This window comes from Kitasatospora sp. NPDC036755 (genome assembly GCF_040636595.1).
Taxonomy (GTDB): Bacteria; Actinomycetota; Actinomycetes; order Streptomycetales; family Streptomycetaceae; genus Kitasatospora.
This window is the reverse complement of record NZ_JBEZUT010000198.1, coordinates 1-16,061: the sequence shown is the minus strand read 5'-3', so window position 1 is coordinate 16,061 and position 16,061 is coordinate 1. Positions and strand designations below refer to the sequence as shown.

The window sequence follows — 16,061 nt, the reverse complement described above, 5'->3', positions numbered from 1 at the left end:
CCGCAGGGGCTCGGCGCCGGCCGCCGCGGCGGCCCGGGCGGAGGCGGCCGCGGTGTGGGGCGGGGTCGAACCGCCGTCCCGGCCGGGCCGGGACACCACCGGGATCCTGGCGGCGGCCGCGGCGGGCGAGCTGGACGCGCTGCTGGTCGGCGGCGTGGACCCGGACGACCTGCCGGATCCGGCGCTGGCAGACGAGGCGCTGGCGGCGGTGCCGTTCCTGGTGTCGCTGGAGCTGCGGCCCTCCGCGGTGACGGCGCGCGCCGACGTGGTGCTGCCGGTGGCGGCGGCCGCGGAGAAGGCCGGCACCTTCCTGGACTGGGAGGGCCGGGTGCGGATGTTCGAGTCCGCGCTCAAGCCGGACCAGCAGATGGGCCGTCACCTCCAGTCGGACCTACGGGTGCTGAGCATGCTGGCCGACGCGCTGGGCCACCGGCTGGGCCTGCCGGACGTCCGGGCGGCCCGGCTGGAACTGGACCACTTCGTCCCCTGGACGGGCGACCGCCCGGCCGACCCGGCCGCGCACCCCGGCCTGCTGCCGCGCCCGGCCGTCGGCCAGGCGGTGCTGGCGGGCTGGCGGCTGCTGCTGGACAACGGCGTGCTGCAGCAGGGGGACCAGCACCTGGCGGGCACCCGGCACCGGGCGGTGGCCCGGATCTCGGCGGAGACGGCCAAGGAGGTCGGCGCCGAGGCGGCCGGCGCGCTGCGGCTGACCGGTCCGGCCGGTTCGCTGACCCTGCCGCTGGAGGTCACCGACTCGATCCCGGACCGCACGGTCTGGATCCCGCTGGACTCCACGCCGGGCGGCGCCCACCGCTCGCTCGGCACCACCGTCGGCCACCTGGTCACGATCGCCGCGGCCGAGCCCGGCAGCGGGACCGGGCCCGGGGCCGAACCGGAACCGGCCGCACCGGACGAGGCACCGCAGGACGGGACGCCGCAGGACGAGGCGCCGCAGATCGAGGCGCCGCAGGGCGAACCCGCACAGGGCGAAGCGGCCCGGGACCGGACCGGGGCGACCACGGCCGGGACCGCGGACGAAGGGGAGGACCGATGACTCCGCAGCCGTACGAGACGCTCCACTTCTTCGGGCAGGACCCGTGGTGGCTGGTGCTGCTGAAGGCGGTGTTCTGCTTCGCCTTCCTGGTCCTGACGGTGCTGATCGCGATCGTCTGGGAGCGCAAGGTGGTGGCCTGGATGCAGCTGCGCATCGGGCCCAACCGGCACGGCCCGTGGGGCCTGCTGCAGTCGCTGGCGGACGGCGTGAAGCTGGCGCTGAAGGAAGACCTGGTGGTCAAGGGCTCGGACAAGGTGGTCTACATCCTGGCCCCGATCGTCTGCGCCATCCCCGCGTTCATGGCCTTCGCGGTGATCCCGTTCGGTCCGGCCGGCAACGAGGTGTCGATCTTCGGCACCCGCACGCCGCTCCAGCTGACGGACTTCCCGGTCGCCCTGCTGTACATCCTGGCGACGGCCTCGGTGGGCATCTACGGCATCGTGCTGGCGGGCTGGTCCTCGGGTTCGACCTACCCGCTGCTGGGCGGGCTGCGCTCGTCCGCGCAGATGATCAGCTACGAGATCGCGATGGGCCTGTCCTTCGCGGCGGTGTTCATCTACTCGGGCTCGATGTCGACCTCGGAGATCGTGGCGCACCAACAGCCGACCTGGTTCGCGGCACTGCTGCCGGTCTCGTTCATCGTCTACGTCATCGCGATGGTCGGCGAGACCAACCGGGCGCCGTTCGACCTGCCGGAGGCCGAGGGCGAGCTGGTCGGCGGCTTCAACACCGAGTACTCCTCGCTGAAGTTCGCGATGTTCATGCTGGCCGAGTACGTGAACATGGTGACGGTCTCGGCGGTGGCCTCGACCCTCTTCCTGGGCGGCTGGCGGGCCCCGTGGCCGGTGTCGACCTTCTGGGAGGGCGCCAACCACGGCTGGTGGCCGATGCTGTGGATCACGTTGAAGATCCAGCTGCTGCTGTTCTTCTTCATCTGGCTGCGCGGCACGCTGCCCCGGCTCCGCTACGACCAGTTCATGAAGCTGGGCTGGAAGGTGCTGATCCCGGTCTCGCTGGTGTGGCTGGTGCTGATCGCGAGCGTGCGGGCGCTGCGCAACGAGGGCTACGGCTTCGGCGAGGTGGTGCTGTACGTCGGCGCCCCGGTCGGGGTGGTGCTGCTGCTGGCGCTGCTGCGGGACTTCGTGCGCAAGCAGCCGGAGCCCGAAGAGGCGCCGCCCAAGGCCGAGTTCGACCCGATGGCGGGCGGCTACCCCGTCCCGCCGCTGCCCGGCCAGGTGCTTCCGCCGGTGCCGCGCCGGCGCAGCCGCGCCCCGAAGCAACTCCAGGACGCCCTCAACGGGGCCGACCATTCCGAAGGGAGCTGAACCGAGATGTCCGACCAGTCCGATCGAACGGGCCGCGCCGAGCGGGACGACCGTCCGTCGGTCCTCGGCCCGGCCGCCGGCTTCGGCGTGACCTTCAAGGCCATGTTCAAGAAGCGGCTCACCGAGCAGTACCCGGAGCAGAAGAAGCCCACCGCTCCGCGCTTCCACGGCCGCCACCAGCTGAACCGGCACCCGGACGGCCTGGAGAAGTGCGTCGGCTGCGAGCTGTGCGCGTGGGCCTGCCCGGCCGACGCGATCTACGTGGAGGGCGCGGACAACCGGGACGAGGAGCGCTACTCCCCGGGTGAGCGCTACGGCGTGGTCTACCAGATCAACTACGCCCGCTGCATCCTGTGCGGGCTCTGCATCGAGGCCTGCCCGACCAGGGCGCTGACGATGACCAACGAGTACGAGCTGGCCGACTCCTCCCGGCGGGACCTGATCTTCACCAAGGAGCAGCTGCTGGTGGGCCTGTCCGAGGGCATGGTCGACACCCCGCACGCGATCTTCCCGGGCACCGACGAGGGCGCGTACTACCGGGGCGAGGTCACCGCGGCGGCGCCGGGGACGGTCCAGCAGGAGCGCACCGACCGGGAGAAGGAGGTGCGGCAGTGATCGCGCGACTGGCGGAAGCGGCCGGGACGACCTCCACGGGTGAGGCCGTCCAGTTCTGGGTGCTCGCGGTGATCGCGGTCGGTGGAGCGCTGGGCATGGTGCTGATGCGCAAGGCCGTGCACAGCGCGCTCTGCCTGGCGGCCACCATGCTGGCGCTGGCGGTCTGTTACATGGCCCAGGGGGCGGTGTTCCTGGGCGTGGTGCAGATCGTGGTCTACACCGGCGCGATCATGATGCTGTTCCTGTTCGTGGTGATGCTGGTCGGCGTCACCAGCGAGGACTCCCTCAAGGAGCAGCTGAAGGGCCAGCGGGTCGCCGCGGCGCTGTGCGGGCTGGGCTTCGGCGTGCTGCTGATCGCCGGGATCGCCAACGCCAGGCTGAACCACTTCACCGGGCTGGCCGAGGCGAACGCCGAGGGCAACGTGCCGGGCCTGGCCCGGCTGATCTTCACCCGGTACGTGTGGGCCTTCGAGGTCACCGGCGCGCTGCTGATCACCGCGGCGATCGGCGCGATGGTGCTCACCCACCGGGAGCACGTGAAGGCGCCGAAGACGCAGCGGGAGCTGGCGGAGCAGCGGATCAGGGACAACATCCAGGTGCCGCCGCTGCCGGCGCCGGGCGTGTACGCGCGGCACAACGCGGTGGACGTCCCGGGGCTGCTGCCGGACGGCACGATCGCCGAGGACTCGGTGATGGCGACGCTGCGCGAGCGCGGCCAGGTCCGGGACGTCAGCCAGGCGATGCTGCGGCGGATGGCGGAGCTGGAGAACACCACGGCGGACTGGCTGGGCCGTCCGTCCTCGGAGCGGCCGGCCGTGACGGTCCCGCGCAAGTCGCTGGAACCGGTGCCCGCGAACGGCGGCCCGGTGCCCGCGAACGGCGGCCCGGTGCCCGCGAACGGCGGCCCGGTGCCCGCGAACGGCGACCGGGGGCCGGCGAACGGCGGGCCGGTGCCGGCGAACAACGTGAAGCACCCGGCCGACGAGGAGGGCGCGGAGTGAACCCGGTCAACTACCTCTACCTGTCGGCCCTGTTGTTCACCATCGGCGCGTCCGGCGTGCTGATCCGGCGCAACGCGATCGTGCTGTTCATGTGCGTGGAGCTGATGCTGAACGCCTCGAACCTCGCCCTGGTGACCTTCTCCAGGCTGCACGGGACCTTGGACGGCCAGATCATCGCGTTCTTCACGATGGTGGTCGCGGCGGCCGAGGTCGTGGTCGGCCTCGCCATCATCGTCTCCATCTTCCGGACCAGGCACTCCGCTTCGGTCGACGACAGCAATCTGATGAAGCTGTAGGCGGAGGGCCTCGGTGAACTCTCTCATTCCGCTGCTGGTGGCGGCTCCCCTGGCCGGCGCCGCCCTGCTGCTGCTCGGCGGCCGGGCGCTGGACCGGTACGGCCACTGGCTGGCCACCGCGCTCGCGGCGCTCTCGTTCGGCTTCGGCCTGGCCCTGTTCTCGGACATGCTCGGCCGTGACGCCGAGCACCGGGCGGTCGGCGTGCACCTGTTCAGCTGGATCCCGGTGAACGGCTTCCAGGCCGACGTCGCCTTCCGGCTCGACCAGCTGTCGATGACCTTCGTCCTGCTGATCACGGGCGTCGGCACGCTGATCCACCTCTACTCTGTCGGCTACATGGCGCACGACGAGCGCCGGCGCCGCTTCTTCGCGTACCTGAACCTGTTCCTGGCCGCCATGCTGCTGCTGGTGGTCGCGGACAACTACCTGCTGCTGTACTTCGGCTGGGAGGGCGTCGGCCTGGCCTCGTACCTCCTGATCGGCTTCTGGCAGCACAAGCCGAGCGCGGCGACGGCGGCCAAGAAGGCCTTCATCGTCAACCGGGTCGGCGACATGGGCCTGTCCATCGCGATCATGCTGATGTTCGTCGAGTTCGGCTCCTTCGCCTTCGATCCGGTCTTCGGGGGCGCCCACCAGGCGAGCGAGGGCAAGCTGACGGCGATCGGCCTGATGCTGCTGCTGGCGGCCTGCGGCAAGTCGGCGCAGGTGCCGCTGCAGTCCTGGCTCGGGGACGCGATGGAGGGCCCGACCCCGGTGTCGGCGCTGATCCACGCGGCCACCATGGTGACCGCGGGCGTCTACCTGATCACCCGCTCCTCGGCGGTCTTCGACCTGGCTCCGGACGCGCAGACCGCCGTGGTGGTGGTCGGCGCGGTCACGCTGCTGTTCGGTGCGATCGTCGGTTGCGCCAAGGACGACATCAAGAAGGCGCTGGCCGGCTCGACCATGTCGCAGATCGGCTACATGGTGCTGGCGGCCGGGCTCGGCCCGATCGGCTACGCCTTCGCGATCATGCACCTGGTGACCCACGGCTTCTTCAAGGCCGGGCTGTTCCTCGGCGCCGGGTCGGTCATGCACGGCATGAACGACGAGGTGAACATGCGTCACTACGGCGGCCTGCGGAAGTACATGCCGGTCACCTTCGTGACCTTCGGCCTGGGCTACCTGGCGATCATCGGCTTCCCCGGCCTGTCCGGCTTCTTCTCCAAGGACAAGATCATCGAGGCGGCGTTCGCCAAGGGCGGCACCGAGGGCTGGATCCTCGGGCTGTGCGCGCTGGTCGGTGCGGCGGTCACCGCGTTCTACATGACCCGGGTGATGGTGCTGACCTTCTTCGGGGAGAAGCGCTGGCAACCGGACGGCGACGGCAACGCCCCGCACCCGCACGAGTCGCCCCGGACGATGACCGTTCCGATGGTCCTGCTGGCCGTCGGCTCGGTCTTCGCGGGCGGGCTGTTCGCCTTCAACGACTCCTTCCTGAAGTGGCTGGAGCCGGTCACCGGGCACGACGAGGGCAACTCCCCGCTCGCCCCGCTGACGGTCACCCTGCTGACCACGGCCTGCATGCTGGCCGGCGTCGGCCTCGCCTACCTGATGTACGGGCGCTCGCCGGTCCCGGTGGTGCCGCCGGTCGGCTCCCCGATCACCCGGGCCGCCCGCCGCGACCTGCTGCAGGACGACTTCAACCACGCGGTGCTGGTGCGGCCGGGCTCGGCGCTCGCCGCGGCGCTGGTGTTCTTCGACAGCCGCGGCCTGGACGGCGTGGTCAACGGCCTGGCCGCCGCGATCGGCGGGCTCTCCGGCCGGATGCGGCGGGTCCAGAACGGCTTCGTCCGCTCGTACGCGCTCTCCATGTTCGGCGGCACGCTGGTGCTGGTCGCCACGACTCTCCTGATGAGGTCCACGTGATGACTCGTCCTGATACGCGTCGGGGAGGCCGGCCATGACGGTGCTCCTGACCGCCACCTGTGCCGTCCCGGCGGCCGGTGCGGTGCTGACGGCCGCGCTGCCCGCCGGGTCCTCCGAGAGCCGGCGCCGGACCACCAAGGCCGTCGCGCTGGGCGCCTCGGCCGTCACCCTGGTGCTGGCCGCCGTGGTGGCGACGCGGTTCGAGCCGCACGGCGACCGCTTCCAGCTGACCGAGTCGTACAGCTGGATCCGCTCCTTCGGCATCACCTTCTCGCTCGGCGTGGACGGCATCGGCGCCGTGCTCGCACTGCTGACCGCCGTGCTCGTGCCGCTGGTGATCCTCGCCTCCTGGCACGACGCCGACCCGGGGCCCGCCGGGCCGGACGGCACCTTCGAGAACAGGCGCCGCACCCAGGGCTTCTTCGCCCTGATCCTGGCGGTGGAGGCGATGGTGATCGTCTCCTTCTACGCCACCGACGTCTTCGTGTTCTACGTGTTCTTCGAAGCCATGCTGATCCCGATGTACTTCCTGATCGGTGGCTTCGGGGACCGCGCGGGCGGCCCGGATTCGTCCCGCCAGCGCTCCTACGCGGCCGTGAAGTTCCTGCTCTACAACCTGCTCGGCGGCCTGGTGATGCTGGCCGCCGTGATCGGCCTGTACGTGATCGCGCAGGACCAGGGCTTCGGCACCTTCGACCTGCCGACGCTGACCTCGGCGATCGCCGACGGCCGGCTCCGGCTGTCCGGCACCGCCGAGAAGGCGCTGTTCCTGGGCTTCTTCTTCGCCTTCGCGGTGAAGGCCCCGCTGTGGCCGCTGCACACCTGGCTGCCGAACGCGATGGGCGAGTCCACCGCCGGCACCGCGGTGCTGATCACCGCGGTGGTGGACAAGGTCGGCACCTTCGCGATGCTGCGCTTCTGCCTCGGACTGTTCCCGGGCGCCTCGAAGACCTTCGCCCCGGCGATCCTGGTCCTCGCGCTGATCGGGATCGTCTACGGCGCGCTGCTGGCCGTCGGCCAGAAGGACATCAAGCGACTGGTGGCGTACGCCTCGATCTCGCACTTCGGCTTCATCATCATGGGGATCTTCGCGCTGACCAGTCAGGGCCAGAGCGGCGCCACCCTCTACATGGTCAACCACGGGCTGTCCACGGCGGCGTGGATGCTGGTGGCCGGCTTCCTGATCTCCCGGCGCGGCTCGCGCCTGATCGCCGACTACGGCGGCGTGCAGAAGGTCGCCCCGGTGCTCGCCGGAACGTTCCTGATCGGAAGCCTGGCCACCCTGTCGCTGCCCGGACTCGCCCCGTTCGTCAGCGAGTTCCTGGTCCTGGTGGGCACCTTCACCCGCTACCCGGCGATCGGAGTCGTGGCCACCTTCGGCATCGTGCTGGCCGCGCTCTACGCCCTGCTGCTGTACCAGCGCACCATGACCGGCCCGGTGCGGGACGGGGTCCGCGCGATGCCCGACCTCAAGGCCCGCGAACTCGCCGTGGTCGGCCCGCTGGTGGCGCTGACCATCCTGCTCGGCGTCTACCCCAAGCCGCTCACCGACCTGGTCAACCCCTCGGTGAACGCGACGCTCTCGCAGGTCCACCAGACCGACCCGGCACCGGCCCACCCGGTCGCCGCCACCTCAGGAGGTGAGCAGAAGTGAGCGCCACCGCAATGCTCGCCGCCGCCGGCGGCAACACCGCGGGCATCCCCGCGCCGCACATCGAGTACGGCCGGCTCTCCCCGATGCTCGTGGTGTTCGCGGCCGCCGTGGCCGGTGTCCTGGTGGAGGCCTTCGTGCCCCGCCGGTACCGGCACTGGACCCAGGTGACGCTCGCCCTGGGCGGCCTGGTCGGCGCCTTCGTCGCCGTGGTGGTGCTGGCCGCGCAGAGCCACGGCTTCACCCGGATCGACCTGCTGGCCATGGAGACGGTCGCGATGGACGGCCCGGCGCTGTTCCTCCAGGGCGTGATCCTGCTGGCCTCCGCGGTCGCGGTGCTCACCTACGCCGAGCGGCGGCTGGAGCCCAAGGCGGGCGGCCTGCCCGCGGACGCGTTCGCCGCCCAGGCCGCCGCCACCCCCGGCGGCGAGCAGGAGCGGGCCGCGGTCCGGGCCGGCTTCGCCACCACCGAGGTCTTCCCGCTCACCATGTTCGCGGTCGGCGGCATGCTGCTGTTCCCGGCCGCCAACGACCTGCTGACCATGTTCGTGGCGCTGGAGGTCTTCTCGCTGCCGCTGTACCTGCTGTGCGCCCTGGCCCGGCGCCGCCGGCTGCTCTCCCAGGAGGCGGCGGTCAAGTACTTCCTGCTCGGCGCCTTCGCCTCGGCGTTCTTCCTGTTCGGCACCGCGCTGCTGTACGGCTACGCGGGCAGCGTGCGGCTCGGCGACATCGGGGACGTCATCTCCGGCAAGGCGATGACCACCCCCGCGCAGCTGAGCACCACCCAGAGCGACGCGCTGGTGCTGACCGGCCTGGCGATGCTGGCGGTGGGCCTGCTGTTCAAGGTCGGCGCCGTCCCCTTCCACTCCTGGACCCCGGACGTCTACCAGGGCGCGCCGACCCCGGTGACGGGCTTCATGGCGGCGGCCACCAAGGTCGCGGCCTTCGGGGCCTTCCTGCGGCTGTTCTACGTGGCCTTCCCGGGCCTGCGGCTGGACTGGCGTCCGGTGATGTGGGGCGTCGCGATCCTCACCATGGTGGTGGGCGCGGTGCTCGCGGTGACCCAGCAGGACGTCAAGCGCCTGCTGGCGTACTCCTCGATCGCGCACGCCGGGTTCATCCTGACCGGCGTGATCGCCGTCAACAAGCAGGGCATCTCCTCGGTGCTGTTCTACCTGCTGGCGTACGCCTTCGTGACGCTCGGGGCGTTCGCGGTGGTCACCCTGGTGCGGGACTCCAAGGGCGAGGCGACCCACCTGTCCAGCTGGGCCGGGCTCGGGCGGCGCTCGCCGCTGGTGGCCGCGGTGTTCGCGCTGTTCCTGCTGGCCTTCGCCGGGATTCCGCTGACCTCCGGGTTCACCGGGAAGTTCGCGGTCTTCCAGGCCGCGGCCAGCGGGGGGGCGACCCCGCTGGTGGTCGTCGGTGTGCTGAGCTCGGCGGTGGCCGCGTTCTTCTACATCAGGGTCATCGTGCTGATGTTCTTCTCGGATCCGCAGCCGGGCGGCCCCACGGTGGCGATTCCGAGCCCCTTCACGGCGACGGCGATCGGGGTGGGGGTGCTGGTCACGCTGGGTCTCGGACTGCTGCCGCAGTACTTCCTCGACCTCGCGTCCAAGGCCTCGCTGTTCGTGCGCTGATCTTTACGCCCATCGCTCCCGACCAGGGCCCCGTCCGGGCCGCGCCCAGTACGCGCGGCCCGGACGGGTCTTTGTCGGGAACCGGGGCCGGGGGAGTTCCGAGAGCTCTTCCACCTTTATTTCCAACCGAATTCGCCCCCACCGCCGTCCGCTCCGCGCAGCCGTCCTGACCAGGGCATCAGGCCCGATCATGACAGGATCCGCACGCCCGTGCAGTGATCCACTCGCGACCGGATACCCTGCCTGTATGGCCAGCGGCGGCACTCAGGGACCAGGCCGCTAGATCGACCAGGGACAGAGGAGTGGTCTTCGTGACCGTCGTGGAACCCTTCGGGCTCAGCGTGCAGGACCGCGACCTGACCCGGGACGTCCAGGCCGGACTGGACGCGGTGGAGGCGGCGCTCGGTGAGGCCGTCAAGAGCGACGTCCCGTTCATCACCGTCACCGCGAGTCACCTCCTCGAAGCCGGCGGCAAGCGCTTCCGTCCGCTGCTCCTGCTGCTGGCGGCCCAGTTCGGCGACCCGGGCGCGCCCGGTGTGGTGCCCGCCGCCGTGGTGGTCGAGCTGACCCACCTGGCCACGCTCTACCACGACGACGTCATGGACGAGGCCCCGGTGCGCCGGGGTGCGCCGAGCGCCAACTCCCGCTGGGACAACTCGGTCGCCATCCTCACCGGCGACTTCCTGTTCTCCCGCGCCTCCCAGGTGCTCGCCGACCTCGGCCCGGAGGCCGTGCGGATGCAGGCCGAGGCCTTCGAGCGGCTGGTCACCGGCCAGATCCTGGAGACCCGCGGCCCCGGTCCGGAGATGGACCCGCTGCTGCACTACCTGGACGTCCTGGAGGGCAAGACCGGCTCGCTGATCGCCGTCTCCTGCCGGATAGGAGCGCTGATGGCCGGTGCCGAGCGCGAGCTGGTCGACACCCTCGGCGAGTTCGGCGAGCGGATCGGCATCGCCTTCCAGCTGGCCGACGACGTGCTCGACATCGCCAGCGACGGCCACGAGTCCGGCAAGACGCCCGGCACCGACCTGCGCGAGGGCGTGCCGACCCTGCCGACCCTGCTGCTGCAGCAGATGCCCGCCGACCCGGCCGACCCGGACGACACCCGGCTGCGCGAACTGCTCGACCAGGACCTCTCCGACGACGACCTGCACGCCGAGGCGCTGCGCCTGCTGCGGGCCCACCCCGCGCTGCAGCGCGCCCGCGCCGAGACGCTGCGCCGGGCCGAGGAGGCCCGGGCGCTGCTCGCCCCGCTGCCGGACTGCGCGGCGAAGGCCGCGCTGGAAGGCCTCTGCGACGCGGTGGCGATCCGCACCATGTGAGCCCCAACGGGGCCGTCCGGGCCGTCGGGCCCGTCCCGTCCGCCGGGCCGCGACGCGGTCCGGCCCGGGGGTTTTGGGTCCGGCCTCGGGCACGACCCCGAATGGGGGAGACTGACTCCCGTCAGCACACGCCTGCCGGGAAGGTCGTTATGCGTCGCGTCGTCATCGCCGAGGACTCCGTACTGCTCAGGGAGGGACTGACCCGGCTGCTCACCGACCGCGGCCTGGAGGTCGTGGCCGGGGTGGGGGACGGCGACGCCCTGGTGAAGACCATCCACGACCTGGCGGCGGCCGACGCGCTCCCGGACGTTGTGGTCTCCGACGTGCGGATGCCCCCGAGCCACACCGACGAGGGCCTGCGCGCCTGCGTGGAGCTGCGCGGCCGCTACCCGCAGCTGGGCGTGCTGGTGCTGTCGCAGTTCGTGGAGGAGCGCTACGCCTCGGAGCTGCTGGCCGGCTCCACCCGGGGTGTGGGCTACCTGCTCAAGGACCGGGTCGCCGAGGTGCGCGAGTTCGCCGACGCGGTGGTCCGGGTCGCCGAGGGCGGCACCGCGCTGGACCCCGAGGTGGTGCAGCAGCTGCTCAGCCGCAGCCGTAAGGGCGACGTTCTGGCCAATCTCACGCCGCGCGAGCGCGAGGTGCTCGGGCTGATGGCGGAGGGCCGCACCAACGCCGCGGTGGCCAGGCAGCTGGTGGTCTCCGACGGCGCGGTGGAGAAGCACGTCAGCAACATCTTCCTCAAGCTGGGCCTGGCCCAGAGCGCGGAGGACCACCGCCGGGTGCTGGCCGTGCTCACCTACCTCAACTCCTGACGCCTCCGGACCCGCCGCCCGCCTCCCGGGGGCGCGCGCCCCCGGGAGCGCATCTCGGCCACGCGCCCGTGAACGCCCGCGCCCGCCCGTTCGAGCCGGAATGATCTCCGGCGGGCGGACGTTGACCCATGTGCGGTGCAGCTGCGGGCCGGTGAAATACCTGCCGTGGTTCCGGCCGCCGTCGTGTCGGCCCACATAGGATGCGAGAGGTGCACCAGGCGGACGGGGCACGGGGCCGCGCCCGCGGTGGTGCGCCCACGAGGAGGTCCGCGGCAGTGACCAGTCAGGTCGATCAGTCAGAAGCAGTGGACGGCCCGGACGGCGGCGAGGCCCGCGCCGGGAGCGGCGACGTGCGGGCGGGTTCCGCGGCGCCCGCCGGACCGCCCGCCCCGGGCGGCCCTCCGGTGAAGCCGGGCAAGCCGATCCGCAGACTCGATCGGGTGATCATTCGCTTCGCCGGCGACTCCGGTGACGGCATGCAGCTGACCGGTGACCGGTTCACCTCGGAGACGGCGTCCTTCGGCAACGACCTCTCCACGCTGCCGAACTTCCCGGCCGAGATCCGGGCGCCCGCCGGCACCCTGCCGGGTGTCTCCTCGTTCCAGCTGCACTTCGCGGACCACGACATCCTGACCCCGGGCGACGCCCCGAACGTACTGGTCGCGATGAACCCGGCCGCGCTGAAGGCGAACCTGCCGGACCTGCCGCGCGGCGCCGAGATCATCGTCAACACCGACGAGTTCACCAAGCGGGCGCTGGCCAAGGTCGGTTACCCGGCGGACCCGCTGACCGACGGTTCGCTGGACGGCTTCCACCTGCACAAGGTGCCGCTGACCACGCTGACCCTGGAGGCGCTCAAGGACAGCGGCCTGGCCCGCAAGGACGCGGAGCGGGCGAAGAACATGTTCGCCCTGGGCCTGCTGTCCTGGATGTACCACCGGCCCACGCACGGAACGGAGTCGTTCCTGCGCACCAAGTTCGCCAAGAAGCCGCAGATCGCCGAGGCGAACATCAGCGCCTTCCGGGCGGGCTGGAACTTCGGCGAGACCACGGAGTCCTTCGCCGTCTCCTACGAGGTGCCGCCGGCCAGGCTCCCGGCCGGGCGCTACCGCAACATCTCCGGGAACCTCGCGCTGTCCTACGGGCTGATCGCCGCGGCGCAGCGCTCGGGTCTGCCGCTGTACCTGGGCTCGTACCCGATCACCCCGGCCTCGGACATCCTGCACGAGCTGAGCCGGCACAAGAACTTCGGGGTGCGCACCTTCCAGGCGGAGGACGAGATCGCCGGGATCGGCGCGGCGCTGGGCGCGGCCTTCGGCGGCGCGCTCGGGGTGACCACCACCTCCGGGCCGGGGGTCGCGCTGAAGTCCGAGACGATCGGCCTGGCCGTCTCGCTCGAACTGCCGCTGCTGGTCGTGGACATCCAGCGCGGTGGCCCGTCCACCGGCCTGCCGACCAAGACCGAGCAGGCGGACCTGCTGCAGGCGATGTTCGGCCGCAACGGCGAGGCGCCGGTGCCGATCGTCGCCCCGGCCACGCCCGCGGAGTGCTTCGACGCCGCGTTGGAGGCGGCCCGGATCGCGGTCACCTACCGCACCCCGGTGTTCCTGCTCTCGGACGGCTACCTGGCCAACGGCTCGGAGCCGTGGCGGATCCCCGCCGTCGACGAACTGCCGGAGATCGACCCGGCGTTCGCGACCGGTCCGAACCGCGAGGACGGCGCCTTCTGGCCGTACCTGCGCGATCCGCGGACGCTGGCCAGGCCCTGGGCGCTGCCCGGCACGCCCGGTCTGGAGCACCGGATCGGCGGCATCGAGAAGCAGGACGGCACCGGCAACATCTCCTACGACCCGGCCAACCACGACTTCATGGTCCGCACCCGGCAGGCCAAGATCGACGGCATCACGGTCAAGCCGGTCGAGGTGGACGACCCGACGGGCGACGCCCGGGTGCTGGTGCTCGGCTGGGGCTCGACCTACGGGCCGATCACCGCCGCGGTGCGCCGGGTGCGCGCGGACGGCGGCGAGGTCGCGCAGGCGCACCTGCGCAACCTCAATCCGTTCCCGGCCAACCTGGGCTCGGTGCTGCGGAGTTACGAGAAGATCATCGTTCCCGAGATGAACCTGGGCCAGCTGGCCCTGCTGCTGCGGGCGAAGTACCTGGTGGACGCCGAGTCCTACAACCAGGTGCGCGGACTGCCCTTCAAGGCCGCCCAGTTGGCGGACGTGCTGTCGGCCGCGATCGGCACCCTGGACGAGGAGGACCACCGGTGAGCGAGCACGCCTTCCCGTCGTTGCGGCTGGTTCCCAAGGCCGAAGGGCCGCAGAGCGCCAAGGAGTTCAAGACCGACCAGGAGGTGCGCTGGTGCCCGGGCTGCGGGGACTACGCGATCCTGGCGGCGGTCCAGTCCTTCATGCCGGAGCTGGGCATCAAGCGCGAGAACACGGTGTTCGTCTCGGGCATCGGCTGCTCCTCGCGCTTCCCGTACTACATGAACACCTACGGGGTGCACTCGATCCACGGCCGGGCGCCGGCGATCGCGACGGGGCTGGCCACCGCGCGCCAGGACTTGAGCGTCTGGGTGGTGACCGGTGACGGCGACGCGCTGTCGATCGGCGGCAACCACCTGATCCATGCCCTGCGGCGGAACGTCAATCTGAAGATCCTGTTGTTCAACAACCGCATCTACGGCCTGACTAAGGGTCAGTACTCGCCCACCAGTGAGCTCGGCAAGATCACCAAGTCCACCCCGATGGGCTCGCTGGACGCGCCGTTCAACCCGCTGTCGCTGGCGATCGGCGCCGAGGCCACCTTCGTCGCCCGCACCCTCGACTCGGACCGCCAGCACCTCCAGTCGGTGCTGCGGGCGGCCGCCGAGCACGAGGGAACGGCGCTGGTGGAGATCTACCAGAACTGCAACATCTTCAACGACGGCGCCTTCGAGGTGCTGAAGGACGCCGGCAGCCGCGACGAGGCGCTGATCCGGCTGGAGCACGGGAAGCCCGTCCGCTTCGGCGCGGACCTGGCGAACGGCGTCTTCCGCGGCCCGGACGGCGAGCTGTTCACCGCCCCGGTCACCGCGGCGAACGAGGCGGACGTCCTGGTCCACGACGCCCACGCGGCCGGCCCCGCCACCGCCTTCGCGCTCTCCCGGATCGCCGACGCGGACACCCTGCACCACACTCCGATCGGTGTGCTGCGCGACGTCCGGCGGCCGGTCTACGACGAGCTGATGGCCGAGCAGCTGGCCGCCGCCGAGGCCCGGAGCGGCCGGGGCGACCTTGCCGCCCTGCTCGCCGGCGGCGACACCTGGACGGTGGACTGACCGTCCACCGGCGCGAACGGCGCCCCCGTCCCGGCCGGGACGGGGGCGCCGTCGTCGTTCTACCGCTCGTTCACTGCTTCTCGGCCCACTCGACCAGCTCGATCACCACCCCGTTCGGGTCAGCGACCTGGAAGATCTTCTCGCCCCACGGCTCCTCGCGCAGCGGCAGGGTGATCACGACCCCCTCCTCGCGCAGTCGCCGCTCCTCGGCGGCGATGTCCTCGACGACGAACGCGAGCGCGACGCCGTCCGCGGTCCGGTGGCGCTGCTCCTCCGGCAGGACTTCGAGGCCGCGCCGGAGGTAGACGACGTCGACCCCGCCGCCCGGGTGTCCGAGGGAGACGAAGCCGTCGGCCGACATCTCCTCGGTGTAGCCGAAGTGCCGCTGGAGGAAGGCGGCGGAGGTGGTGACGTCCTCGACGGTCAGGGAGACGGCGGTCCTGGTGATCTGCAAGGCGGAGAACCCTTTCGTCAGCGTCCGGGCGGTTATCCCGTACGCAGTACACTATACATAGTACGGAGAATTGCGCCAGGGGTTTCCGTGAAGACCCCTCCGGGCCGGGAACGGCGGAGGGAGGCTCCCCGGGCGGGGAGCCTCCCTCGGAGGCCGGTGCGGTGCGCGTCAGTAGACGCAGGGGATCCCGCCGTCGGACTGGGCGTCGACGGCGGGGCCCTGCATGGGCAGCGCGGCGGCCGGGTCGGCCGGGGCGCCGGGGGCGGCGCCGGCCGGAGCCGCGGGCTGGTCGGCGGCCACGCCGGTGAAGGCGGTGCCGAGGGTCACGGTGACGTGGTCGGCGGCGGTGGCCGCGGACTCGGTGGCGGTCACGCCGTAGCGGGCCGCGACCTGCCCGGCGGCCTCCTTGGCGCCCTTGCCGTAGGTGACGGTGGTGGTCTTCGGCCGGGTGGCGGCCGGGCCGGTGCGGCCCTCCTTGAAGCCCAGGCCGGCGAGGGCCTTGGCCTCGGCGGCGGAGGTGACCCCGGCGGCCGAGGAGGCGTTGTAGACGTCCACGGTGACGGGCCCAGCGACAGGGCGAGTGCCTCCTGCGGCGTGGATCCGCAGGGGATGTTGCCGTTCTTGGACAGCGGTTCCGGCTCGGCGCTGAGCAGGTCGGTG

Annotated in this window: 14 protein-coding genes; 12 read left to right on the top strand and 2 right to left on the bottom strand. The window is 71.6% G+C overall.

The window, feature by feature from the left end:
• The 12 genes from AB0E96_RS26225 to AB0E96_RS26170 all read left to right on the top strand — a co-directional run.
• Positions 1 to 1,054 (top strand): molybdopterin-dependent oxidoreductase (locus AB0E96_RS26225; protein ID WP_359827827.1); only part of this gene is annotated, 1,054 nt, incomplete at its 5' end.
• Entirely contained in the window at positions 1,051 to 2,379 is a 1,329-nt protein-coding gene (nuoH, locus tag AB0E96_RS26220) for an NADH-quinone oxidoreductase subunit NuoH (RefSeq protein WP_359827825.1), read from the top strand. The genes AB0E96_RS26225 and nuoH, both read left to right, overlap by 4 nt.
• A gap of 6 nt (positions 2,380 to 2,385) precedes the next feature.
• Entirely contained in the window at positions 2,386 to 2,994 is a 609-nt protein-coding gene (nuoI, locus tag AB0E96_RS26215; protein WP_359827823.1) for an NADH-quinone oxidoreductase subunit NuoI, read from the top strand.
• On the top strand, positions 2,994 to 3,995 hold the full coding sequence (locus AB0E96_RS26210) for an NADH-quinone oxidoreductase subunit J (protein ID WP_359827830.1): 1,002 nt from the start codon (positions 2,994 to 2,996) through the stop codon (positions 3,993 to 3,995). The genes nuoI and AB0E96_RS26210 overlap by 1 nt, the downstream gene beginning before the upstream one ends.
• A complete protein-coding gene (gene nuoK / locus AB0E96_RS26205) occupies positions 3,992 to 4,291 on the top strand; it encodes an NADH-quinone oxidoreductase subunit NuoK (protein ID WP_188309222.1) in 300 nt (99 codons plus the stop codon). The genes AB0E96_RS26210 and nuoK overlap by 4 nt, the downstream gene beginning before the upstream one ends.
• A 13-nt stretch (positions 4,292 to 4,304) precedes the next feature.
• A complete protein-coding gene (gene nuoL, locus AB0E96_RS26200; protein WP_359827821.1) occupies positions 4,305 to 6,200 on the top strand; it encodes an NADH-quinone oxidoreductase subunit L in 1,896 nt (631 codons plus the stop codon).
• A gap of 34 nt (positions 6,201 to 6,234) precedes the next feature.
• On the top strand, positions 6,235 to 7,854 hold the full coding sequence (locus AB0E96_RS26195) for an NADH-quinone oxidoreductase subunit M (protein WP_359827820.1): 1,620 nt from the start codon (positions 6,235 to 6,237) through the stop codon (positions 7,852 to 7,854).
• 11 nt (positions 7,855 to 7,865) lie between these two features.
• Positions 7,866 to 9,488, top strand: a complete 1,623-nt coding sequence (gene nuoN / locus AB0E96_RS26190) for an NADH-quinone oxidoreductase subunit NuoN (RefSeq protein ID WP_359827828.1) — start codon at positions 7,866 to 7,868, stop codon at positions 9,486 to 9,488.
• 311 nt (positions 9,489 to 9,799) lie between these two features.
• On the top strand, positions 9,800 to 10,810 hold the full coding sequence (locus AB0E96_RS26185) for a polyprenyl synthetase family protein (RefSeq protein WP_359827819.1): 1,011 nt from the start codon (positions 9,800 to 9,802) through the stop codon (positions 10,808 to 10,810).
• A 149-nt stretch (positions 10,811 to 10,959) separates the two neighbouring features.
• Complete coding sequence (locus AB0E96_RS26180) at positions 10,960 to 11,622, top strand: response regulator transcription factor (protein ID WP_359827817.1); 663 nt, start codon at positions 10,960 to 10,962, stop codon at positions 11,620 to 11,622.
• A 440-nt stretch (positions 11,623 to 12,062) separates the two neighbouring features.
• Positions 12,063 to 13,895: a 2-oxoacid:acceptor oxidoreductase subunit alpha gene (locus tag AB0E96_RS26175; protein ID WP_359827816.1), complete on the top strand. Its 1,833-nt coding sequence runs from the start codon at positions 12,063 to 12,065 to the stop codon at positions 13,893 to 13,895.
• Positions 13,892 to 14,947 (top strand): 2-oxoacid:ferredoxin oxidoreductase subunit beta, encoded by a 1,056-nt coding sequence (locus AB0E96_RS26170; protein ID WP_359827815.1) that lies wholly within the window; start codon positions 13,892 to 13,894, stop codon positions 14,945 to 14,947. The genes AB0E96_RS26175 and AB0E96_RS26170 overlap by 4 nt, the downstream gene beginning before the upstream one ends.
• A gap of 70 nt (positions 14,948 to 15,017) precedes the next feature.
• Here the strand turns inward: AB0E96_RS26170 and AB0E96_RS26165 are convergent, their stop codons facing one another.
• Entirely contained in the window at positions 15,018 to 15,401 is a 384-nt protein-coding gene (locus AB0E96_RS26165; RefSeq protein WP_359827813.1) for a VOC family protein, read from the bottom strand.
• A gap of 168 nt (positions 15,402 to 15,569) precedes the next feature.
• Positions 15,570 to 15,956: a LytR C-terminal domain-containing protein gene (locus tag AB0E96_RS26160; RefSeq protein WP_359827811.1), complete on the bottom strand. Its 387-nt coding sequence runs from the start codon at positions 15,954 to 15,956 to the stop codon at positions 15,570 to 15,572.
• Positions 15,957 to 16,061 lie beyond the last annotated feature (105 nt).

Excerpts from the sequence above, each read along its gene's own strand:
- nuoH (WP_359827825.1), top strand. The coding sequence starts at position 1,051 with ATGACTCCGCAGCCGTACGAGACGCTCCACTTCTTCGGGCAGGACCCG.
- nuoI (WP_359827823.1), top strand. The coding sequence starts at position 2,386 with ATGTCCGACCAGTCCGATCGAACGGGCCGCGCCGAGCGGGACGACCGT.
- AB0E96_RS26195 (WP_359827820.1), top strand. The coding sequence starts at position 6,235 with ATGACGGTGCTCCTGACCGCCACCTGTGCCGTCCCGGCGGCCGGTGCG.
- nuoN (WP_359827828.1), top strand. The coding sequence starts at position 7,866 with ATGCTCGCCGCCGCCGGCGGCAACACCGCGGGCATCCCCGCGCCGCAC.
- AB0E96_RS26180 (WP_359827817.1), top strand. The coding sequence starts at position 10,960 with ATGCGTCGCGTCGTCATCGCCGAGGACTCCGTACTGCTCAGGGAGGGA.